33 protein-coding genes are annotated in these 20,986 nt (G+C 50.1%); 29 read left to right on the plus strand and 4 right to left on the minus strand.

All coding sequences use genetic code 11. The features are described 5' to 3' along the window. Positions 1-8: 8 nt before the first annotated feature. The 4 genes from gspF to gspC are packed head-to-tail and all read right to left on the minus strand — an operon-like array spanning position 9 to position 5,444. Entirely contained in the window at positions 9-1,205 is a 1,197-nt protein-coding gene (gspF, locus tag AB4H76_RS02635) for a type II secretion system inner membrane protein GspF (RefSeq protein ID WP_001109573.1), read from the minus strand. Continuing rightward, the gene (gene gspE / locus AB4H76_RS02640; RefSeq protein WP_001219894.1) at positions 1,202-2,683 is read right to left on the minus strand and encodes a type II secretion system ATPase GspE; all 1,482 of its coding nucleotides are present in this window, start codon (positions 2,681-2,683) and stop codon (positions 1,202-1,204) included. Before gspE ends, gspF begins: the two co-directional genes overlap by 4 nt. Before the next feature lie 9 nt (positions 2,684-2,692). Next, positions 2,693-4,645 carry a type II secretion system secretin GspD gene (gene gspD / locus AB4H76_RS02645; protein WP_085452725.1) on the minus strand — a complete coding sequence of 651 codons (1,953 nt, stop codon included), beginning with the start codon at positions 4,643-4,645 and terminating at the stop codon, positions 2,693-2,695. Then, positions 4,629-5,444 (minus strand): type II secretion system protein GspC, encoded by an 816-nt coding sequence (gene gspC / locus AB4H76_RS02650; RefSeq protein WP_077492150.1) that lies wholly within the window; start codon positions 5,442-5,444, stop codon positions 4,629-4,631. Before gspC ends, gspD begins: the two co-directional genes overlap by 17 nt. Before the next feature lie 179 nt (positions 5,445-5,623). On the opposite strand from gspC, the gene gspA reads away from it, so the two are divergent. From gspA to AB4H76_RS02795, 29 genes are all read left to right on the plus strand, one after another. Beyond that, on the plus strand, positions 5,624-7,093 hold the full coding sequence (gene gspA, locus AB4H76_RS02655) for a type II secretion system protein GspA (RefSeq protein ID WP_000107576.1): 1,470 nt from the start codon (positions 5,624-5,626) through the stop codon (positions 7,091-7,093). A gap of 1 nt (position 7,094) precedes the next feature. Then, positions 7,095-7,514 (plus strand): putative general secretion pathway protein GspB, encoded by a 420-nt coding sequence (gspB, locus tag AB4H76_RS02660; RefSeq protein ID WP_000461450.1) that lies wholly within the window; start codon positions 7,095-7,097, stop codon positions 7,512-7,514. A gap of 237 nt (positions 7,515-7,751) precedes the next feature. Beyond that, the gene (gene rpsJ, locus AB4H76_RS02665) at positions 7,752-8,063 is read left to right on the plus strand and encodes a 30S ribosomal protein S10 (RefSeq protein WP_001181004.1); all 312 of its coding nucleotides are present in this window, start codon (positions 7,752-7,754) and stop codon (positions 8,061-8,063) included. A gap of 32 nt (positions 8,064-8,095) precedes the next feature. Further along, complete coding sequence (rplC, locus tag AB4H76_RS02670) at positions 8,096-8,725, plus strand: 50S ribosomal protein L3 (RefSeq protein ID WP_000579833.1); 630 nt, start codon at positions 8,096-8,098, stop codon at positions 8,723-8,725. 10 nt (positions 8,726-8,735) lie between these two features. Next, positions 8,736-9,341, plus strand: a complete 606-nt coding sequence (gene rplD / locus AB4H76_RS02675) for a 50S ribosomal protein L4 (protein WP_000424395.1) — start codon at positions 8,736-8,738, stop codon at positions 9,339-9,341. Further along, a complete protein-coding gene (gene rplW, locus AB4H76_RS02680; protein ID WP_000617544.1) occupies positions 9,338-9,640 on the plus strand; it encodes a 50S ribosomal protein L23 in 303 nt (100 codons plus the stop codon). Before rplD ends, rplW begins: the two co-directional genes overlap by 4 nt. A 17-nt stretch (positions 9,641-9,657) precedes the next feature. Continuing rightward, entirely contained in the window at positions 9,658-10,479 is an 822-nt protein-coding gene (rplB, locus tag AB4H76_RS02685; protein ID WP_000301864.1) for a 50S ribosomal protein L2, read from the plus strand. A gap of 16 nt (positions 10,480-10,495) precedes the next feature. Further along, entirely contained in the window at positions 10,496-10,774 is a 279-nt protein-coding gene (gene rpsS, locus AB4H76_RS02690; RefSeq protein ID WP_001138117.1) for a 30S ribosomal protein S19, read from the plus strand. Between the two features lie 14 nt (positions 10,775-10,788). Continuing rightward, entirely contained in the window at positions 10,789-11,121 is a 333-nt protein-coding gene (gene rplV / locus AB4H76_RS02695) for a 50S ribosomal protein L22 (RefSeq protein WP_000447529.1), read from the plus strand. 17 nt (positions 11,122-11,138) lie between these two features. Beyond that, complete coding sequence (rpsC, locus tag AB4H76_RS02700) at positions 11,139-11,840, plus strand: 30S ribosomal protein S3 (protein ID WP_000529945.1); 702 nt, start codon at positions 11,139-11,141, stop codon at positions 11,838-11,840. A gap of 12 nt (positions 11,841-11,852) precedes the next feature. Then, on the plus strand, positions 11,853-12,263 hold the full coding sequence (rplP, locus tag AB4H76_RS02705) for a 50S ribosomal protein L16 (RefSeq protein WP_000941212.1): 411 nt from the start codon (positions 11,853-11,855) through the stop codon (positions 12,261-12,263). Beyond that, positions 12,263-12,454, plus strand: a complete 192-nt coding sequence (gene rpmC / locus AB4H76_RS02710; protein ID WP_000644741.1) for a 50S ribosomal protein L29 — start codon at positions 12,263-12,265, stop codon at positions 12,452-12,454. Before rplP ends, rpmC begins: the two co-directional genes overlap by 1 nt. Next, positions 12,454-12,708, plus strand: coding sequence for a 30S ribosomal protein S17 (rpsQ, locus tag AB4H76_RS02715; protein ID WP_000130100.1), 255 nt, complete (start codon positions 12,454-12,456; stop codon positions 12,706-12,708). Before rpmC ends, rpsQ begins: the two co-directional genes overlap by 1 nt. 164 nt (positions 12,709-12,872) lie before the next feature. Further along, on the plus strand, positions 12,873-13,244 hold the full coding sequence (gene rplN, locus AB4H76_RS02720) for a 50S ribosomal protein L14 (protein WP_000613955.1): 372 nt from the start codon (positions 12,873-12,875) through the stop codon (positions 13,242-13,244). Between the two features lie 10 nt (positions 13,245-13,254). Further along, a complete protein-coding gene (gene rplX / locus AB4H76_RS02725; protein ID WP_000729185.1) occupies positions 13,255-13,569 on the plus strand; it encodes a 50S ribosomal protein L24 in 315 nt (104 codons plus the stop codon). Positions 13,570-13,583: 14 nt separating this feature from the next. Then, the gene (gene rplE / locus AB4H76_RS02730; protein ID WP_001096200.1) at positions 13,584-14,123 is read left to right on the plus strand and encodes a 50S ribosomal protein L5; all 540 of its coding nucleotides are present in this window, start codon (positions 13,584-13,586) and stop codon (positions 14,121-14,123) included. 14 nt (positions 14,124-14,137) lie between these two features. Beyond that, entirely contained in the window at positions 14,138-14,443 is a 306-nt protein-coding gene (gene rpsN, locus AB4H76_RS02735) for a 30S ribosomal protein S14 (protein WP_001118930.1), read from the plus strand. Positions 14,444-14,476: 33 nt separating this feature from the next. Beyond that, positions 14,477-14,869 carry a 30S ribosomal protein S8 gene (rpsH, locus tag AB4H76_RS02740; protein ID WP_000062611.1) on the plus strand — a complete coding sequence of 131 codons (393 nt, stop codon included), beginning with the start codon at positions 14,477-14,479 and terminating at the stop codon, positions 14,867-14,869. A gap of 12 nt (positions 14,870-14,881) precedes the next feature. Further along, entirely contained in the window at positions 14,882-15,415 is a 534-nt protein-coding gene (rplF, locus tag AB4H76_RS02745) for a 50S ribosomal protein L6 (protein WP_000091945.1), read from the plus strand. A gap of 9 nt (positions 15,416-15,424) precedes the next feature. Then, the gene (rplR, locus tag AB4H76_RS02750; protein ID WP_000358960.1) at positions 15,425-15,778 is read left to right on the plus strand and encodes a 50S ribosomal protein L18; all 354 of its coding nucleotides are present in this window, start codon (positions 15,425-15,427) and stop codon (positions 15,776-15,778) included. Between the two features lie 14 nt (positions 15,779-15,792). Continuing rightward, entirely contained in the window at positions 15,793-16,296 is a 504-nt protein-coding gene (gene rpsE / locus AB4H76_RS02755) for a 30S ribosomal protein S5 (RefSeq protein WP_000940121.1), read from the plus strand. A gap of 3 nt (positions 16,297-16,299) precedes the next feature. Next, entirely contained in the window at positions 16,300-16,479 is a 180-nt protein-coding gene (gene rpmD, locus AB4H76_RS02760) for a 50S ribosomal protein L30 (RefSeq protein ID WP_001140433.1), read from the plus strand. Positions 16,480-16,482: 3 nt separating this feature from the next. Beyond that, on the plus strand, positions 16,483-16,917 hold the full coding sequence (rplO, locus tag AB4H76_RS02765) for a 50S ribosomal protein L15 (protein WP_001238914.1): 435 nt from the start codon (positions 16,483-16,485) through the stop codon (positions 16,915-16,917). Between the two features lie 7 nt (positions 16,918-16,924). After that, positions 16,925-18,256, plus strand: a complete 1,332-nt coding sequence (gene secY, locus AB4H76_RS02770; protein WP_001118861.1) for a preprotein translocase subunit SecY — start codon at positions 16,925-16,927, stop codon at positions 18,254-18,256. A 31-nt stretch (positions 18,257-18,287) separates the two neighbouring features. Continuing rightward, a complete protein-coding gene (rpmJ, locus tag AB4H76_RS02775) occupies positions 18,288-18,404 on the plus strand; it encodes a 50S ribosomal protein L36 (protein WP_000868187.1) in 117 nt (38 codons plus the stop codon). Positions 18,405-18,550: 146 nt separating this feature from the next. Then, positions 18,551-18,907: a 30S ribosomal protein S13 gene (rpsM, locus tag AB4H76_RS02780; RefSeq protein WP_000090775.1), complete on the plus strand. Its 357-nt coding sequence runs from the start codon at positions 18,551-18,553 to the stop codon at positions 18,905-18,907. Positions 18,908-18,923: 16 nt separating this feature from the next. Further along, entirely contained in the window at positions 18,924-19,313 is a 390-nt protein-coding gene (rpsK, locus tag AB4H76_RS02785) for a 30S ribosomal protein S11 (protein WP_001029684.1), read from the plus strand. Between the two features lie 33 nt (positions 19,314-19,346). Beyond that, the gene (rpsD, locus tag AB4H76_RS02790; protein ID WP_000135224.1) at positions 19,347-19,967 is read left to right on the plus strand and encodes a 30S ribosomal protein S4; all 621 of its coding nucleotides are present in this window, start codon (positions 19,347-19,349) and stop codon (positions 19,965-19,967) included. Positions 19,968-19,992: 25 nt separating this feature from the next. Further along, on the plus strand, positions 19,993-20,982 hold the full coding sequence (locus AB4H76_RS02795; protein ID WP_001162094.1) for a DNA-directed RNA polymerase subunit alpha: 990 nt from the start codon (positions 19,993-19,995) through the stop codon (positions 20,980-20,982). Positions 20,983-20,986 lie beyond the last annotated feature (4 nt).

Consider the following 20,986-nt stretch of genomic DNA (forward strand, 5'->3'; position numbering starts at 1 on the left):
TGCTTTCCTTAATTAATCATTGAGTTAAGTTGAAGAAGAGGTTGGAGTACCGACACGACAATAAACAGGACGATCAGTGCCATCGTAATAATGAGTGCTGGCTCGAAGATGGAGAGCGTTAAGGCGATCCGATTTTGTTGGAGTGTCTCCTGGTTATCTGCGGCTCTGACCATTAATGTGCCGAGCTGCCCGCTTTTTTCGCCAGAGGCCACCATGTAGAGCATCATCGGCGGGAAAATTGCGGTTTGTTCCAGCGAAAGATGAATGCTGTTACCCTGGCGAACGTTCTCTGCCGCATTTGCCAGACGCTGGCGAATTTCGAGGTTGTTGAGGCTTTCGGTGGACAAATTCATCCCATCCAGCAGAGGGACGCCGCTGGATTGCAAAATACTTAAAGTGCGGAGATAGCGTGCGCTGTTAATGGCGCAAATCAGCGGGCCGATGAGCGCAACGCGCAGCAACATGGCATGAAAACGGTGGCGGTTATTGCCGCGTTTTAACCAGAGCCAGAAACCTACAGCGACAATAAACACTGTCGCTAATAATGTCGGGCCGGTACGTTGCAACGTGTCGCTCAGACCTAAAAGAATGCGTGTACTCAGCGGCAGTTGCTGCTTCATATGCACGAACTGTTCGGTAATTTTGGGCACGACAGCAGTGAGGAGAATAATCACGACCCCAATCGCCACCGTAGTGAGCATACAGGGGTAGATCAGTGACTGAATGAGCTTGCTGCGGATTTTCTGCCGGTTTTCATTGTAATCAGCCAGCTTTTCCAACACCGGGGCCAGCAGCCCGCTCTTTTCGCCCGCTTTTACCAGGGTACGATAGAGCGAATCGAAAAGCGTGGGAAAATGCTGTAATGCATCGGAAAGGGGATGCCCTTCAAGGATGGCGCTGCGTACCTGATTTAACACGTCACCCAGTCGTTTATTACTGCTTTGTTGACCGATTACGGCAAGGCTCTCTTCCAGGGGTAATGCCGCTGCGCTTAAGGTTGCCAACTGCCGGGTGAAAAGCGTCAGTTCACTATGGCTGATCCTCGGGCGACGTGTTTTTACTCCCGAACTTTTTTGGGGGCGAATATCCAGCAGGAAAAGCCCTTCTTCACGCAGCCGCAGTCGTGCCTGACGTTCATCGTTAGCATCAATGATCCCTTGCAATTTTTGACCATCCTGGGTCATGGCGCGATAGCGATAATTCATGCTTCGCTCTCCAGCGTGGCACTGGCGACGCGCATAACCTCATCCCAGGAGGTGTCACCGCTTATCACTTTTTGCAGGCCATTTTTGATTAAGGCCTTGTGTTGTTGCCGGACTAGTCGCTCCAGTGCTTGTTCATCCACATTTTCATGAATAGCGGCCCGTAATTCCGGCGTCACCACCATCATTTCGTGGATCGCCATGCGCCCCTGATAGCCGGATTGATGGCAATGAGGGCAGCCTACGGGAGTGCCAATTGTTGTCACCGCGAGCTGATGATATTTAAACATCTGCGCTTGTTGGGGTGATACGGGCGTGAATTGTCGGCATTGCGGACACAGGCGACGAACCAGACGTTGCGCGATAATCCCTGCCAGGGAAGACGAAAGCAGGAATGATTCGACGCCCATGTCGCGGAGCCGGGTCACTGCGCCTGATGCACTGTTAGTGTGGAGTGTTGAGAGTACCAGATGGCCGGTGAGCGAGGCCTGAACCGCAATCTGCGCGGTTTCTGTATCACGAATTTCCCCCACCATGACGACATCCGGGTCCTGGCGAAGTATGGCGCGCAGGCCGCGAGCGAAAGACATATCCACACGGGTATTCACCTGCGTTTGCCCAATGCCTTCCAGCTCATATTCCACGGGATCTTCTACCGTCAGAATATTGCGGCCGGGAGTATTCAGCGCCGAAAGGATGGCGTAGAGCGTGGTGCTTTTACCGGAGCCTGTCGGCCCTGTCACCAGGATAATACCGTGCGGAAGCTGAATGAGATTTTCTAAATCCTGCTTATCCGCTGCCGTCATCCCCAGGTTGTTCAATGAAAGCTGGAGGCTGTTTTTATCCAGCAGGCGGAGTACGGCGCGTTCACCATAGATGGACGGCAGTGTGGATACGCGGACATCTATGTTACGTCGCCCGATACGCAAACTAATTCTTCCATCCTGTGGAATACGTTTTTCGGCGATATCAAGACGAGCCATGACCTTAATTCGGGAGATAAGCAGTGCCGCCAGTTTTTTGTTTGGCTGTAAAATTGTCCGCAAAACGCCGTCGATGCGAAAACGGATCGACATTGTTTTTTCATAGGTTTCAATGTGGATATCAGAGGCGGTTTCTTTGATGGCCTCACTCAAAATCGCATTGATCAAGCGGATAACCGGTGCCGCTGAATCTTCATTCAGGAGATCTTCATTTGCGGGCATCTCTTCCGAAAGCGAGAGAAGATCGACGGATTGATCGATATCCTGCGCAATCTGTTGCGACTCACCGGTATTCTGATGGAACACCGCTTCCAGCCGGGCTTCGAAATCAGCCTGTGACAAACTGGTCATGGTCTGGCACTGACCAACCTGACGTTGAATATCGAGTAACCGCTCGAATGGCGTATCGGCGAGATAAATAATCTCGCCCTCTGAATAGAGATAACCAATTCGTTGTGCCAGCGCCCAACTGGCGGGGTACGGTGAGTGAATTCTCATATGAATGCCTCACCGTGACGATGGCGCAGGGGCGTGACTGTTGAACGTGTTTTCATCCAGCACCGGCAAATCTTCCGAGCCAACCAGCGCTTTTGATTTCCCGTCGATCCGCTGTTGTTGCTCCTGACGGTAACGGGTGTATTTCTCTTTTGACAGTGAGCGATAAACATCATCGTCACGGATAATCGTCGGACGGATAAATACCATCAGGTTGCGTTTAGCGCGCTCGGTGGAGGTATAGCGGAAGAGTTGCCCCACTAAAGGAATATCGCCAAGCAGAGGAACCTTTGACACTTGCTCTTTAGAAAAATCATCCAGCAATCCGCCCAGGACCACCGTTTCACCGGTTTTGACCAGCACGGCGTTTTGAATAGTACGGGTATTAAACGTCGGGCCGAGCGTCGAGTTAGAGGAAGAGTCAACGCTGGAGACTTCCTGCTCTATTTCGAGCAACACCGCGTCGCCTTCATTGACCTGCGGAGTAACTTTGAGTTTTGTCCCCACCGTTTTGCGTTCGACGGTATTAAAGACGTTATCCCCTGAAGTGGTCTGTGACCCGGATAGCACCGGCACATCCTGCCCCACGTTGAAGGACGCGAGTTTATTATCCAGCGTTACGATGCTTGGGGTGGCGAGGATGTCATTTTTATTGTTACTGGCCAGCACGGTAAGCAGTACTCCCCAGTCGCCATTGAAGAAGCCTGCGGCCATGCCATTGTAGGCGCTAAACATATCCCAGGCAGGATTCGCGCTGGTGATCCCACCATTCTTTTTATAATCAGCCACACCTTGCGCAGCGTTAAAAATCGGTAATCCGGTATTGGTAAATTGCTGTGCGCCAACGTTTTTATTCGCCCATTGCACGCCGAGGTTTAGTCCATTTCCATCCTGAACTTCAACGATGATTGCCTCAACCAGCACCTGTGCACGGCGAATGTCCAGACGCGCAATTACCGTGGCGAGTTTTTCCTGGACGGACTGGTCAGCGGTAATGACCAGAGAGTTAGTCTGTTCATCGGCGGTAATGGCGACGTTATCCATCGCGCCAGAAGAGGAGGGCTTACGCGCATTCCCTTTTTCATCTTTCAGCTTTTCGGAAACACCGGTTAGCACTTCCACCAGATTCGTGGCTTTAGCATATTTCAGGTAATAAACCCGGGTATTTCCTTCCTCGCTCTCTTCGACATCAAGGCTTTTCAGTAATGAAGTGATGCGCTGGCGTGCTTTTTCCGGTCCACTGATGATAAGAGAGTTGGTTCGCTTATCCGCCACAATCTTCGCGGAGAGGAGGGCTGGCATCTGGCTTTTACCGTGGCTTTCGCTGATTAATTGATTAAGAATCTCGGCGAGATCTTCCGCTGACGCATATTCCAGATGAATAATTTGCTGCTTCTCTGTGCCGATGACATCAACGCGCTTTATGACTTCAATCAGTTTATTAATGGTGGAGGCACGACCGGTCAGAATAAGAACGTTGGAGGGTTCATAATGCACAACATTACCGACGCTACCCGCATCCATCATCTGGCGGAGCAGGGGGGCCAGGTCACGAGCAGGAACGTTCTCAAGCGGTACGATTCGGGTGACCAACTCATCACCTACGCCTGGACGAGAACTGTCAGCAATCATCCCTGGCGATGTTTTTACATTAGCTGAGCGAACCACTCTCAGAAAACCATTGTCCAGCGTGATCACGGAATAACCGTAAAGATCAAGAATACTTAAAAAGAACTGGTAGTACTCCTGTTGGCTAAACGTATCATTACTGCGTACGGAAATGGTTCCCTGTACCGAAGGGTCGATCAGGATCGTTTTGCCAAGATGCTGACCCACTATTTCCACGAACTGGCGGATATCGGCGTTATTGAAGTTCGCGCCGTATTGTTCGTTCTCAGCGTGTCCTGCACAAGGCATGAGTAGTGCTGCCAGCAAGCAGCAGGTGATTTTATTGAGTCCTTTCATGACGCAGTCCATTCATTCCTGTAAGTTCCCCGACGGAAACATTTATCAAGCGGGGTACGCCGTTGCGACGAATTGTAAACTGAGCACTTTGTTGAGTTAGCAGTAAACTTAATGCCTGTGAAACCTCATCAGGGTGGGTCAGCGAAAGATTATTGATCCTGAGGGCGATATCCCCTGGTTGTAGCAAGCTGGTGGTAAATGCATTGAGGCCCTTACGAGGGTTCAATCGAAGCCCGTATATCTGTTCTCCATCACGTATAGGCGTGGCGATAATATAATCAGCGAGTACATTTTGACTTTCTGAATCAGGCTGCTTGATGATGTCAGGTAGCCCTGGATGGAGAGTTACTTTTTCGTAATGCCCGTGAGTTTCAAACACAACGCTGGTTTTATTTATTTTTCTAATAAACGTTCCCGGCGCTGACTCAAGGGCTTCGTTGAGGGAGTATCGCTTTTGTTCGCTCCCCTCATTAATTAAGACAAAAGAAGTCTCATCATTCGATGTGAGTACAATGCCATTAAGCGCTATAGAGAGCTTAGGTGTTTCCTGATTAACTGCCACGGGATTTGCATCTTTTACCCCAGCATGATTTTCGTTACGCCATAAAGCGGCAAGGCTGAAATCAGACTGAAATGCGTTTGTTGGTTGATTAATGATCTGTCCATTTTTAACTATAGTTGTATGGAAATAATTCACATTAAAAATAATCGACCCTATGCTTATAAATATAATCAATATATTGATGGCAGCATCTTTATTATGATTCGCCAGATAGAAGGGGAAACGTAGTGTGGGCACGATGTATGTTCTAATAAAATAGATTGGGTGGGTTGTATATTGACGTTAGTATAAATAGTATTAATGCCGCTTGCATGAATCAAGCAAAATTTATTTATATTAGTAATATGTATTTAATTAATAAATACATACATTATTTTTATGATTAAGGATAATCAATAATTAAAACAGGAAGTTCTATGTCTACGAGAAGAGAAGTTATTCTTTCCTGGTTGTGTGAGAAACGTCAAACCTGGCGTCTATGCTATTTGTTGGGTGAGGCTGGAAGTGGAAAAACCTGGCTGGCGCAGCAACTGCAAAAAGATAAACATCGCCGTGTGATTACTTTAAGCCTCGTTGTTTCCTGGCAAGGTAAGGCCGCATGGATCGTTACCGACGATAACGCGGCTGAACAGGGCTGCCGTGACAGCGCCTGGACGCGAGATGAGATGGCGGGGCAATTACTGCATGCGCTTCATCGAACTGATAGTCGCTGCCCTCTTATTATTATTGAAAATGCTCACCTGAATCACCGCCGCATACTTGATGATCTCCAACGCGCAATATCTCTTATTCCTGATGGTCAATTTTTGCTGATCGGCAGACCCGATCGAAAAGTCGAACGTGATTTTAAAAAACAGGGCATTGAACTTGTCTCGATAGGACGTCTGACGGAGCACGAACTTAAGGCAAGCATCCTTGAAGGTCAGAATATTGACCAACCCGATCTCCTTTTAACCGCCAGAGTTCTGAAACGGATAGCTTTATTATGTCGGGGCGATCGCAGAAAGCTGGCGCTTGCCGGCGAAACAATTCGCTTATTACAGCAAGCCGAGCAGACCAGCGTTTTCACAGCAAAACAATGGCGAATGATTTACCGCATATTGGGTGATAACCGCCCCCGGAAAATGCAGCTTGCCGTGGTGATGAGTGGAACCATTATCGCTCTTACCTGTGGTTGGCTACTGCTGTCCTCTTTTACAGCTACGTTACCCGTTCCTGCGTGGCTGATACCCGTAACGCCAGTAGTTAAACAAGATATGACTAAGGATATTGCTCATGTGGTGATGCGCGATAGTGAGGCGCTAAGCGTGTTATACGGCGTATGGGGGTACGAGGTCCCAGCTGATTCGGCCTGGTGCGATCAGGCAGTAAGAGCGGGGCTGGCATGTAAAAGTGGGAATGCTTCTTTACAAACATTGGTAGATCAGAATTTGCCCTGGATCGCATCGCTTAAAGTCGGGGACAAAAAATTGCCTGTTGTGGTCGTTCGCGTCGGTGAGGCTAGCGTTGATGTCCTCGTAGGTCAGCAAACGTGGACGCTGACACATAAATGGTTTGAGTCGGTATGGACGGGTGATTATCTTCTGTTGTGGAAAATGTCGCCGGAAGGGGAGAGTACCATTACGCGTGATAGCAGCGAGGAAGAGATTCTCTGGCTGGAAACGATGTTAAACCGCGCATTGCATATTTCGACAGAACCTTCGGCGGAGTGGCGTCCCTTGTTGGTAGAAAAAATAAAGCAATTTCAAAAAAGCCACCACTTGAAAACTGACGGTGTTGTTGGCTTTTCAACGTTAGTACATCTCTGGCAGGTGGCAGGGGAGAGTGCCTACTTATATCGGGATGAAGCAAATATTTCCCCGGAAACAACAGTGAAGGGGAAATGACATGTTTGAATTCTATATCGCCGCGCGTGAGCAGAAAGAAACAGGTCACCCTGGTATCTTCTCCCGACAAAAACACAGCACCATAATATATGTAATTTGTTTATTACTGATTTGCCTGTGGTTTGCAGGAATGGTGCTGGTTGGTGGGTATGCCAGGCAGCTATGGGTGCTTTGGATAGTAAAAGCCGAAGTCACTGTAGAGGCTGAAACGCCCGCTTTTAAACAATCAACACAACACTATTTCTTCAAAAAACAGCCACTCCCCGTCGTCGAATCCGTCGAGGAGGAAGATGACCCAGGCGTCGCGGTTGAGAATGCCCCCTCTTCTTCTGAAGACGAAGAAAATACTGTGGAAGAAAGCGAAGAGAAAGCCGGTTTAAGAGAGCGTGTCAAAAATGCACTGAACGAACTTGAGAGATAACCCGAAGGCTGTTTACTTTACTAGCAATACGCTTGCGTTCGGTGGTTAAGTATGTATAATGCGCGGGCTTGTCGTAGTTGACAGCAGGTTCAATCTGAACCTCAGTTAGCCGAATTTGGCTACCTAACAATGCTCCCAATCGGGGAGCTACGTAAGAACGGTTACACTCTCCCATCAATCGTAATGGGTCTGAGGAGTAATCATTTTCGTTTATAAAATAATTGGAGCTCTGGTCTCATGCAGAACCAAAGAATCCGTATCCGCCTGAAAGCGTTTGATCATCGTCTGATCGATCAAGCAACCGCGGAAATCGTCGAGACTGCCAAGCGCACTGGTGCGCAGGTCCGTGGTCCGATCCCGCTGCCGACACGCAAAGAGCGCTTCACTGTTCTGATCTCCCCGCACGTCAACAAAGACGCGCGCGATCAGTACGAAATCCGTACTCACTTGCGTCTGGTTGACATCGTTGAGCCAACCGAGAAAACCGTTGATGCTCTGATGCGTCTGGATCTGGCTGCCGGTGTAGACGTGCAGATCAGCCTGGGTTAATCAGGTCATTGAGCGATTGAGAGGTTGAAACAATGATTGGTTTAGTCGGTAAAAAAGTGGGTATGACCCGTATCTTCACAGAAGACGGCGTTTCTATCCCAGTAACCGTAATCGAAGTTGAAGCAAACCGCGTTACTCAGGTTAAAGACCTGGCTAACGATGGCTACCGTGCTATTCAGGTGACCACCGGTGCTAAAAAAGCTAACCGTGTGACCAAGCCTGAAGCTGGCCACTTCGCTAAAGCTGGCGTAGAAGCTGGCCGTGGTCTGTGGGAATTCCGCCTGGCTGAAGGCGAAGAGTTCACTGTAGGTCAGAGCATTAGCGTTGAACTGTTTGCTGACGTTAAAAAAGTTGACGTAACTGGCACCTCTAAAGGTAAAGGTTTCGCAGGTACCGTTAAGCGCTGGAACTTCCGTACCCAGGACGCTACTCACGGTAACTCCTTGTCTCACCGCGTTCCGGGTTCTATCGGTCAGAACCAGACTCCGGGCAAAGTGTTCAAAGGCAAGAAAATGGCAGGTCAGATGGGTAACGAACGTGTAACCGTTCAGAGCCTTGACGTAGTACGCGTTGACGCTGAGCGCAACCTGCTGCTGGTTAAAGGTGCTGTCCCGGGTGCAACCGGTAGCGACCTGATCGTTAAACCAGCTGTGAAGGCGTAAGGAGATAGCAATGGAATTAGTATTGAAAGACGCGCAGAGCGCGCTGACTGTTTCCGAAACTACCTTCGGTCGTGATTTCAACGAAGCGCTGGTTCACCAGGTTGTTGTTGCTTATGCAGCTGGTGCTCGTCAGGGTACTCGTGCTCAGAAGACTCGTGCTGAAGTAACTGGTTCCGGTAAAAAACCGTGGCGCCAGAAAGGCACCGGCCGTGCGCGTTCTGGTTCTATCAAGAGCCCGATCTGGCGTTCTGGTGGCGTGACCTTTGCTGCTCGTCCGCAGGACCACAGTCAAAAAGTTAACAAGAAGATGTACCGCGGCGCGCTGAAAAGCATCCTGTCCGAACTGGTACGTCAGGATCGTCTGATCGTTGTCGAGAAGTTCTCTGTAGAAGCGCCGAAAACTAAGCTGCTGGCACAGAAACTGAAAGACATGGCTCTGGAAGATGTGCTGATCATCACCGGTGAGCTGGACGAAAACCTGTTCCTGGCTGCGCGCAACCTGCACAAGGTTGACGTACGCGATGCAACTGGTATCGACCCGGTTAGCCTGATCGCCTTCGACAAAGTCGTAATGACTGCTGATGCTGTTAAGCAAGTTGAGGAGATGCTGGCATGATTCGTGAAGAACGTCTGCTGAAGGTGCTGCGTGCACCGCACGTTTCTGAAAAAGCGTCTACTGCGATGGAAAAATCCAACACCATCGTACTCAAAGTTGCTAAAGACGCGACCAAAGCAGAAATCAAAGCTGCTGTGCAGAAACTGTTTGAAGTCGAAGTCGAAGTCGTTAACACCCTGGTAGTTAAAGGGAAAGTTAAACGTCACGGACAGCGTATCGGTCGTCGTAGCGACTGGAAAAAAGCTTACGTCACCCTGAAAGAAGGCCAGAATCTGGACTTCGTTGGCGGCGCTGAGTAAGTCGGAGGAGTAATACAATGGCAGTTGTTAAATGTAAACCGACATCTCCGGGTCGTCGCCACGTAGTTAAAGTGGTTAACCCTGAGCTGCACAAGGGCAAACCTTTTGCTCCGTTGCTGGAAAAAAACAGCAAATCCGGTGGTCGTAACAACAATGGCCGTATCACCACTCGTCATATCGGTGGTGGCCACAAGCAGGCTTACCGTATTGTTGACTTCAAACGCAACAAAGACGGTATCCCGGCAGTTGTTGAACGTCTTGAGTACGATCCGAACCGTTCCGCGAACATCGCGCTGGTTCTGTACAAAGACGGTGAACGCCGTTACATCCTGGCCCCTAAAGGCCTGAAAGCTGGCGACCAGATTCAGTCTGGCGTTGATGCTGCAATCAAACCAGGTAACACCCTGCCGATGCGCAACATCCCGGTTGGTTCTACTGTTCATAACGTAGAAATGAAACCAGGTAAAGGCGGTCAGCTGGCACGTTCCGCTGGTACTTACGTTCAGATCGTTGCTCGTGATGGTGCTTATGTCACCCTGCGTCTGCGTTCTGGTGAAATGCGTAAAGTAGAAGCAGACTGCCGTGCAACTCTGGGCGAAGTTGGCAATGCTGAGCATATGCTGCGCGTTCTGGGTAAAGCAGGTGCTGCACGCTGGCGTGGTGTTCGTCCGACCGTTCGCGGTACCGCGATGAACCCGGTAGACCACCCACATGGTGGTGGTGAAGGTCGTAACTTTGGTAAGCACCCGGTAACTCCGTGGGGCGTTCAGACCAAAGGTAAGAAGACCCGCAGCAACAAGCGTACTGATAAATTCATCGTACGTCGCCGTAGCAAATAATTTTAGAGGATAAGCCATGCCACGTTCTCTCAAGAAAGGTCCTTTTATTGACCTGCACTTGCTGAAGAAGGTAGAGAAAGCGGTGGAAAGCGGAGACAAGAAGCCCCTGCGCACTTGGTCCCGTCGTTCAACGATCTTTCCTAACATGATCGGTTTGACCATCGCTGTCCATAATGGTCGTCAGCACGTTCCGGTATTTGTAACCGACGAAATGGTTGGTCACAAACTGGGTGAATTCGCACCGACTCGTACTTATCGCGGCCACGCTGCTGATAAAAAAGCGAAGAAGAAATAAGGTAGGAGGAAGAGATGGAAACTATCGCTAAACATCGCCATGCTCGTTCTTCTGCTCAGAAGGTTCGCCTTGTTGCTGACCTGATTCGCGGTAAGAAAGTGTCGCAGGCTCTGGATATTTTGACCTACACCAACAAGAAAGCGGCTGTACTGGTCAAGAAAGTTCTGGAATCTGCCATTGCTAACGCTGAACACAACGATGGCGCTGACATTGACGATCTGAAAGTTACGAAAATTTTCGTAGACGAAGGCCCGAGCATGAAGCGCATTATGCCGCGTGCAAAAGGTCGTGCAGATCGCATCCTGAAGCGCACCAGCCACATCACTGTGGTTGTGTCCGATCGCTGAGACTCTGGAGACTAGCAATGGGTCAGAAAGTACATCCTAATGGTATTCGCCTGGGTATTGTAAAACCATGGAACTCTACCTGGTTTGCGAACACCAAAGAATTCGCTGACAACCTGGACAGCGATTTTAAAGTACGTCAGTACCTGACTAAGGAACTGGCTAAAGCGTCCGTATCTCGTATCGTTATCGAGCGTCCGGCTAAGAGCATCCGTGTAACCATTCACACTGCTCGCCCGGGTATCGTTATCGGTAAAAAAGGTGAAGACGTAGAAAAACTGCGTAAGGTCGTAGCGGACATCGCTGGCGTTCCTGCACAGATCAACATCGCCGAAGTTCGTAAGCCTGAACTGGACGCAAAACTGGTTGCTGACAGCATCACTTCTCAGCTGGAACGTCGCGTTATGTTCCGTCGTGCTATGAAGCGTGCTGTACAGAACGCAATGCGTCTGGGCGCTAAAGGTATTAAAGTTGAAGTTAGCGGCCGTCTGGGCGGCGCGGAAATCGCACGTACCGAATGGTACCGCGAAGGTCGCGTACCGCTGCACACTCTGCGTGCTGACATCGACTACAACACCTCTGAAGCGCACACCACTTACGGTGTAATCGGCGTTAAAGTGTGGATCTTCAAAGGCGAGATCCTGGGTGGTATGGCTGCTGTTGAACAACCGGAAAAACCGGCTGCTCAGCCTAAAAAGCAGCAGCGTAAAGGCCGTAAATAAGGAGCGTCGCTGATGTTACAACCAAAGCGTACAAAATTCCGTAAAATGCACAAAGGCCGTAACCGCGGTCTGGCGCAGGGTACGGATGTTAGCTTCGGCAGCTTCGGTCTGAAAGCTGTTGGCCGTGGTCGTCTGACTGCCCGTCAGATCGAAGCAGCACGTCGTGCTATGACCCGTGCAGTTAAGCGTCAAGGTAAGATCTGGATCCGTGTGTTCCCGGACAAACCGATCACTGAAAAGCCGCTGGCAGTGCGTATGGGTAAAGGTAAAGGTAACGTGGAGTATTGGGTTGCCTTGATTCAGCCGGGTAAAGTCCTGTATGAAATGGACGGTGTTCCGGAAGAGCTGGCCCGTGAAGCATTCAAGCTGGCAGCAGCGAAACTGCCGATTAAAACCACCTTTGTAACTAAGACGGTGATGTAATGAAAGCAAAAGAGCTGCGTGAGAAGAGCGTTGAAGAGCTGAACACAGAGCTGCTGAACCTGCTGCGTGAGCAGTTCAACCTGCGTATGCAGGCTGCAAGTGGCCAGCTGCAACAGTCTCACCTGTTGAAGCAAGTGCGTCGCGATGTCGCACGCGTTAAGACTTTACTGAACGAGAAGGCGGGTGCGTAATGACCGATAAAATCCGTACTCTGCAAGGTCGCGTTGTTAGCGACAAAATGGAGAAATCCATTGTTGTTGCTATCGAACGTTTTGTGAAACACCCGATCTACGGTAAATTCATCAAGCGTACGACCAAACTGCACGTACATGACGAGAACAACGAATGCGGTATCGGTGACGTGGTTGAAATCCGCGAATGCCGTCCGCTGTCCAAGACTAAATCCTGGACGCTGGTTCGCGTTGTAGAGAAAGCGGTTCTGTAATACAGTACACTCTCTCAATACGAATAAACGGCTCAGAAATGAGCCGTTTATTTTTTCTACCCATATCCTTGAAGCGGTGTTATAATGCCGCGCCCTCGATATGGGGATTTTTAACGACCTGATTTTCGGGTCTCAGTAGTAGTTGACATTAGCGGAGCACTAAAATGATCCAAGAACAGACTATGCTGAACGTCGCCGACAACTCCGGTGCACGTCGCGTAATGTGTATCAAGGTTCTGGGTGGCTCGCACCGTCGCTACGCAGGCGTAGGCGACATCATCAAGATCACCATCAAAGAAGCAATTCCGCGTGGTAAGGTCAAAAAAGGTGATGTGCTGAAGGCGGTAGTGGTGCGCACCAAGAAGGGTGTTCGTCGCCCGGACGGTTCTGTCATTCGCTTCGATGGTAATGCTTGTGTTCTTCTGAACAACAACAGCGAGCAGCCTATCGGTACGCGTATTTTTGGGCCGGTAACTCGTGAGCTTCGTAGTGAGAAGTTCATGAAAATTATCTCTCTGGCACCAGAAGTACTCTAAGGAGCGAATCATGGCAGCGAAAATCCGTCGTGATGACGAAGTTATCGTGTTAACCGGTAAAGATAAAGGTAAACGCGGTAAAGTTAAGAATGTCTTGTCTTCCGGCAAGGTCATTGTTGAAGGTATCAACCTGGTTAAGAAACATCAGAAGCCGGTTCCGGCCCTGAACCAACCGGGTGGCATCGTTGAAAAAGAAGCCGCTATTCAGGTTTCCAACGTAGCAATCTTCAATGCGGCAACCGGCAAGGCTGACCGTGTAGGCTTTAGATTCGAAGACGGTAAAAAAGTCCGTTTCTTCAAGTCTAACAGCGAAACTATCAAGTAATTTGGAGTAGTACGATGGCGAAACTGCATGATTACTACAAAGACGAAGTAGTTAAAAAACTCATGACTGAGTTTAACTACAATTCTGTCATGCAAGTCCCTCGGGTCGAGAAGATCACCCTGAACATGGGTGTTGGTGAAGCGATCGCTGACAAAAAACTGCTGGATAACGCAGCAGCAGACCTGGCAGCAATCTCCGGTCAAAAACCGCTGATCACCAAAGCACGCAAATCTGTTGCAGGCTTCAAAATCCGTCAGGGCTATCCGATCGGCTGTAAAGTAACTCTGCGTGGCGAACGCATGTGGGAGTTCTTTGAGCGCCTGATCACTATTGCTGTACCTCGTATCCGTGACTTCCGTGGCCTGTCCGCTAAGTCTTTCGACGGTCGTGGTAACTACAGCATGGGTGTCCGTGAGCAGATCATCTTCCCAGAAATCGACTACGATAAAGTCGACCGCGTTCGTGGTTTGGATATTACCATTACCACTACTGCGAAATCTGACGAAGAAGGCCGCGCTCTGCTGGCTGCCTTTGACTTCCCGTTCCGCAAGTAAGGTAGGGTTACTAAATGGCTAAGCAATCAATGAAAGCACGCGAAGTAAAACGCGTAGCTTTAGCTGATAAATACTTCGCGAAACGCGCTGAACTGAAAGCGATCATCTCTGATGTGAACGCTTCCGACGAAGATCGTTGGAACGCTGTTCTCAAGCTGCAGACTCTGCCGCGTGATTCCAGCCCGTCTCGTCAGCGTAACCGCTGCCGTCAAACAGGTCGTCCGCATGGTTTCCTGCGGAAGTTCGGGTTGAGCCGTATTAAGGTCCGTGAAGCCGCTATGCGCGGTGAAATCCCGGGTCTGAAAAAGGCTAGCTGGTAATTGTCACCAATTGAATCACGGGAGTAAAGACAGATGAGCATGCAAGATCCGATCGCGGATATGCTGACCCGTATCCGTAACGGTCAGGCCGCGAACAAAGCTGCGGTCACCATGCCTTCCTCCAAGCTGAAAGTGGCAATCGCCAACGTGCTGAAGGAAGAAGGTTTTATTGAAGATTTTAAAGTTGAAGGCGACACCAAGCCTGAACTGGAACTTACTCTGAAGTATTTCCAGGGCAAAGCTGTTGTAGAAAGCATTCAGCGTGTCAGCCGCCCAGGTCTGCGCATCTATAAACGTAAAGATGAGCTGCCGAAAGTTATGGCGGGTCTGGGTATCGCAGTTGTTTCTACCTCTAAAGGTGTTATGACTGATCGTGCAGCGCGCCAGGCTGGTCTTGGTGGCGAAATTATCTGCTACGTAGCCTAATCGGAGGAAAAAATGTCTCGTGTTGCTAAAGCACCGGTCGTTGTTCCTGCCGGCGTTGACGTAAAAATCAACGGTCAGGTTATTACGATCAAAGGTAAAAACGGCGAGCTGACTCGTACTCTCAACGATGCTGTTGAAGTTAAACATGCAGATAATACCCTGACCTTCGGTCCGCGTGATGGTTACGCAGACGGTTGGGCACAGGCTGGTACCGCGCGTGCCCTGCTGAACTCAATGGTTATCGGTGTTACCGAAGGCTTCACTAAGAAGCTGCAGCTGGTTGGTGTAGGTTACCGTGCAGCGGTTAAAGGTAATGTGATTAACCTGTCTCTGGGTTTCTCTCATCCTGTTGACCATCAGCTGCCTGCGGGTATCACTGCTGAATGTCCGACTCAGACTGAAATCGTGCTGAAAGGCGCTGATAAGCAGGTGATCGGCCAGGTTGCAGCGGATCTGCGCGCCTACCGTCGTCCTGAGCCTTATAAAGGCAAGGGTGTTCGTTACGCCGACGAAGTCGTGCGTACCAAAGAGGCTAAGAAGAAGTAAGGTAACACTATGGATAAGAAATCTGCTCGTATCCGTCGTGCGACCCGCGCACGCCGCAAGCTCCAGGAGCTGGGCGCAACTCGCCTGGTGGTACATCGTACCCCGCGTCACATTTACGCACAGGTAATTGCACCGAACGGTTCTGAAGTTCTGGTAGCTGCTTCTACTGTAGAAAAAGCTATCGCTGAACAACTGAAGTACACCGGTAACAAAGACGCGGCTGCAGCTGTGGGTAAAGCTGTCGCTGAACGCGCTCTGGAAAAAGGCATCAAAGATGTATCCTTTGACCGTTCCGGGTTCCAATATCATGGTCGTGTCCAGGCACTGGCAGATGCTGCCCGTGAAGCTGGCCTTCAGTTCTAAGGTAGAGGTGTAAGATGGCTCACATCGAAAAACAAGCTGGCGAACTGCAGGAAAAGCTGATCGCGGTAAACCGCGTATCTAAAACCGTTAAAGGTGGTCGTATTTTCTCCTTCACAGCTCTGACTGTAGTTGGCGATGGTAACGGTCGCGTTGGTTTTGGTTACGGTAAAGCGCGTGAAGTTCCAGCAGCGATCCAGAAAGCGATGGAAAAAGCCCGTCGCAATATGATTAACGTCGCGCTGAATAACGGCACTCTGCAACACCCTGTTAAAGGTGTTCACACGGGTTCTCGCGTATTCATGCAGCCGGCTTCCGAAGGTACCGGTATCATCGCCGGTGGTGCAATGCGCGCCGTTCTGGAAGTCGCTGGGGTTCATAACGTTCTGGCTAAAGCCTATGGTTCCACCAACCCGATCAACGTGGTTCGTGCAACTATTGATGGCCTGGAAAATATGAATTCTCCAGAAATGGTCGCTGCCAAGCGTGGTAAATCCGTTGAAGAAATTCTGGGGAAATAAACCATGGCAAAGACTATTAAAATTACTCAAACCCGCAGTGCAATCGGTCGTCTGCCGAAACACAAGGCAACGCTGCTTGGCCTGGGTCTGCGTCGTATTGGTCACACCGTAGAGCGCGAGGATACTCCTGCTATTCGCGGTATGATCAACGCGGTTTCCTTCATGGTTAAAGTTGAGGAGTAAGAGATGCGTTTAAATACTCTGTCTCCGGCCGAAGGCTCCAAAAAGGCGGGTAAACGCCTGGGTCGTGGTATCGGTTCTGGCCTCGGTAAAACCGGTGGTCGTGGTCACAAAGGTCAGAAGTCTCGTTCTGGCGGTGGCGTACGTCGCGGTTTCGAGGGTGGTCAGATGCCTCTGTACCGTCGTCTGCCGAAATTCGGCTTCACTTCTCGTAAAGCAGCGATTACAGCCGAAATTCGTCTGTCTGACCTGGCTAAAGTAGAAGGCGGTGTAGTAGACCTGAACACGCTGAAAGCGGCTAACATTATCGGTATCCAGATCGAGTTCGCGAAAGTGATCCTGGCTGGCGAAGTAACGACTCCGGTAACTGTTCGTGGCCTGCGTGTTACTAAAGGCGCTCGTGCTGCTATCGAAGCTGCTGGCGGTAAAATCGAGGAATAAGTAGCAGATGGCTAAACAACCGGGATTAGATTTTCAAAGTGCCAAAGGTGGCTTAGGCGAGCTGAAACGCAGACTGCTGTTTGTTATCGGTGCGCTGATTGTGTTCCGTATTGGCTCTTTTATTCCGATCCCTGGTATTGATGCCGCTGTACTTGCCAAACTGCTTGAGCAACAGCGAGGCACCATCATTGAGATGTTTAACATGTTCTCTGGTGGTGCTCTCAGCCGTGCTTCTATCTTTGCTCTGGGGATCATGCCGTATATTTCGGCGTCGATCATTATCCAGCTGCTGACGGTGGTTCACCCAACGTTGGCAGAAATTAAGAAAGAAGGGGAGTCTGGTCGTCGTAAGATCAGCCAGTACACCCGCTACGGTACTCTGGTGCTGGCAATATTCCAGTCGATCGGTATTGCTACCGGTCTGCCGAATATGCCTGGTATGCAAGGCCTGGTGATTAACCCGGGCTTTGCATTCTACTTCACCGCTGTTGTAAGTCTGGTCACAGGAACCATGTTCCTGATGTGGTTGGGCGAACAGATTACTGAACGAGGTATCGGCAACGGTATTTCAATCATTATCTTCGCCGGTATTGTCGCGGGACTCCCGCCAGCCATTGCCCATACTATCGAGCAAGCGCGTCAAGGCGACCTGCACTTCCTCGTGTTGCTGTTGGTTGCAGTATTAGTATTTGCAGTGACGTTCTTTGTTGTATTTGTTGAGCGTGGTCAACGCCGCATTGTGGTAAACTACGCGAAACGTCAGCAAGGTCGTCGTGTCTATGCTGCACAGAGCACACATTTACCGCTGAAAGTGAATATGGCGGGGGTAATCCCGGCAATCTTCGCTTCCAGTATTATTCTGTTCCCGGCGACCATCGCGTCATGGTTCGGGGGCGGTACTGGTTGGAACTGGCTGACAACAATTTCGCTGTATTTGCAGCCTGGGCAACCGCTTTATGTGTTACTCTATGCGTCTGCAATCATCTTCTTCTGTTTCTTCTACACGGCGTTGGTTTTCAACCCGCGTGAAACAGCAGATAACCTGAAGAAGTCCGGTGCATTTGTACCAGGAATTCGTCCGGGAGAGCAAACGGCGAAGTATATCGATAAAGTAATGACCCGCCTGACCCTGGTTGGTGCGCTGTATATTACCTTTATCTGCCTGATCCCGGAGTTCATGCGTGATGCAATGAAAGTACCGTTCTACTTCGGTGGGACCTCACTGCTTATCGTTGTTGTCGTGATTATGGACTTTATGGCTCAAGTGCAAACTCTGATGATGTCCAGTCAGTATGAGTCTGCATTGAAGAAGGCGAACCTGAAAGGCTACGGCCGATAATTGGTCGCCCGAGAAGTTACGGAGAGTAAAAATGAAAGTTCGTGCTTCCGTCAAGAAATTATGCCGTAACTGCAAAATCGTTAAGCGTGATGGTGTCATCCGTGTGATTTGCAGTGCCGAGCCGAAGCATAAACAGCGCCAAGGCTGATTTTTTCGCATATTTTTCTTGCAAAGTTGGGTTGAGCTGGCTAGATTAGCCAGCCAATCTTTTGTATGTCTGTGCGTTTCCATTTGAGTATCCTGAAAACGGGCTTTTCAGCATGGAACGTACATATTAAATAGTAGGAGTGCATAGTGGCCCGTATAGCAGGCATTAACATTCCTGATCATAAGCATGCCGTAATCGCATTAACTTCGATTTATGGCGTCGGCAAGACCCGTTCTAAAGCCATCCTGGCTGCAGCGGGTATCGCTGAAGATGTTAAGATCAGTGAGCTGTCTGAAGGACAAATCGACACGCTGCGTGACGAAGTTGCCAAATTTGTCGTTGAAGGTGATCTGCGCCGTGAAATCAGCATGAGCATCAAGCGCCTGATGGATCTTGGTTGCTATCGCGGTTTGCGTCATCGTCGTGGTCTCCCGGTTCGCGGTCAGCGTACCAAGACCAACGCACGTACCCGTAAGGGTCCGCGCAAACCGATCAAGAAATAATCGGGGTGATTGAATAATGGCAAAGGCACCAATTCGTGCACGTAAACGTGTAAGAAAACAAGTCTCTGACGGCGTGGCTCATATCCATGCTTCTTTCAACAACACCATCGTGACTATCACTGATCGTCAGGGTAACGCGTTGGGTTGGGCAACAGCCGGTGGTTCCGGTTTCCGTGGTTCTCGCAAATCCACTCCGTTTGCAGCTCAGGTTGCAGCAGAGCGTTGCGCTGACGCCGTGAAAGAATACGGCATCAAGAATCTGGAAGTTATGGTTAAAGGTCCGGGTCCAGGCCGCGAATCTACTATTCGTGCTCTGAACGCCGCAGGTTTCCGCATCACTAACATTACTGATGTGACTCCGATCCCTCATAACGGTTGTCGTCCGCCGAAAAAACGTCGCGTATAACGCCTCGTTTTCCAGGTTTGTTGGAGAAAGAAAATGGCAAGATATTTGGGTCCTAAGCTCAAGCTGAGCCGTCGTGAGGGCACCGACTTATTCCTTAAGTCTGGCGTTCGCGCGATCGATACCAAGTGTAAAATTGAACAAGCTCCTGGCCAGCACGGTGCGCGTAAACCGCGTCTGTCTGACTATGGTGTGCAGTTGCGTGAAAAGCAAAAAGTTCGCCGTATCTATGGTGTGCTGGAGCGTCAGTTCCGTAACTACTACAAAGAAGCAGCACGTCTGAAAGGCAACACCGGTGAAAACCTGTTGGCTCTGCTGGAAGGTCGTCTGGACAACGTTGTATACCGTATGGGCTTCGGTGCCACTCGTGCAGAAGCACGTCAGCTGGTTAGCCATAAAGCAATTATGGTAAACGGTCGTGTTGTTAACATCGCTTCTTATCAGGTTAGTCCGAATGACGTTGTAAGCATTCGTGAGAAAGCGAAGAAGCAGTCTCGCGTGAAAGCCGCTCTGGAGCTGGCTGAGCAGCGTGAAAAGCCAACCTGGCTGGAAGTTGATGCTGGCAAGATGGAAGGTACGTTTAAGCGTAAGCCGGAGCGTTCTGATCTGTCTGCGGACATTAACGAACACCTGATCGTCGAGCTTTACTCCAAGTAAAGCTTAGTACCAAAGAGAGGACACAATGCAGGGTTCTGTGACAGAGTTTCTAAAACCGCGCCTGGTTGATATCGAGCAAGTGAGTTCGACGCACGCCAAGGTGACCCTTGAGCCTTTAGAGCGTGGCTTTGGCCATACTCTGGGTAACGCACTGCGCCGTATTCTGCTCTCATCGATGCCGGGTTGCGCGGTGACCGAGGTTGAGATTGATGGTGTACTACATGAGTACAGCACCAAAGAAGGCGTTCAGGAAGATATCCTGGAAATCCTGCTCAACCTGAAAGGGCTGGCGGTGAGAGTTCAGGGCAAAGATGAAGTTATTCTTACCTTGAATAAATCTGGCATTGGCCCTGTGACTGCAGCCGATATCACCCACGACGGTGATGTCGAAATCGTCAAGCCGCAGCACGTGATCTGCCACCTGACCGATGAGAACGCGTCTATTAGCATGCGTATCAAAGTTCAGCGCGGTCGTGGTTATGTGCCGGCTTCTACCCGAATTCATTCGGAAGAAGATGAGCGCCCAATCGGCCGTCTGCTGGTCGACGCATGCTACAGCCCTGTGGAGCGTATTGCCTACAATGTTGAAGCAGCGCGTGTAGAACAGCGTACCGACCTGGACAAGCTGGTCATCGAAATGGAAACCAACGGCACAATCGATCCTGAAGAGGCGATTCGTCGTGCGGCAACCATTCTGGCTGAACAACTGGAAGCTTTCGTTGACTTACGTGATGTACGTCAGCCTGAAGTGAAAGAAGAGAAACCAGAGTTCGATCCGATCCTGCTGCGCCCTGTTGACGATCTGGAATTGACTGTCCGCTCTGCTAACTGCCTTAAAGCAGAAGCTATCCACTATATCGGTGATCTGGTACAGCGTACCGAGGTTGAGCTCCTTAAAACGCCTAACCTTGGTAAAAAATCTCTTACTGAGATTAAAGACGTGCTGGCTTCCCGTGGACTGTCTCTGGGCATGCGCCTGGAAAACTGGCCACCGGCAAGCATCGCTGACGAGTAACCGG

Source organism: Escherichia sp. UTM R2, assembly GCF_048593455.1.
GTDB classification, from domain to species: Bacteria; Pseudomonadota; Gammaproteobacteria; order Enterobacterales; family Enterobacteriaceae; genus Escherichia; species Escherichia coli.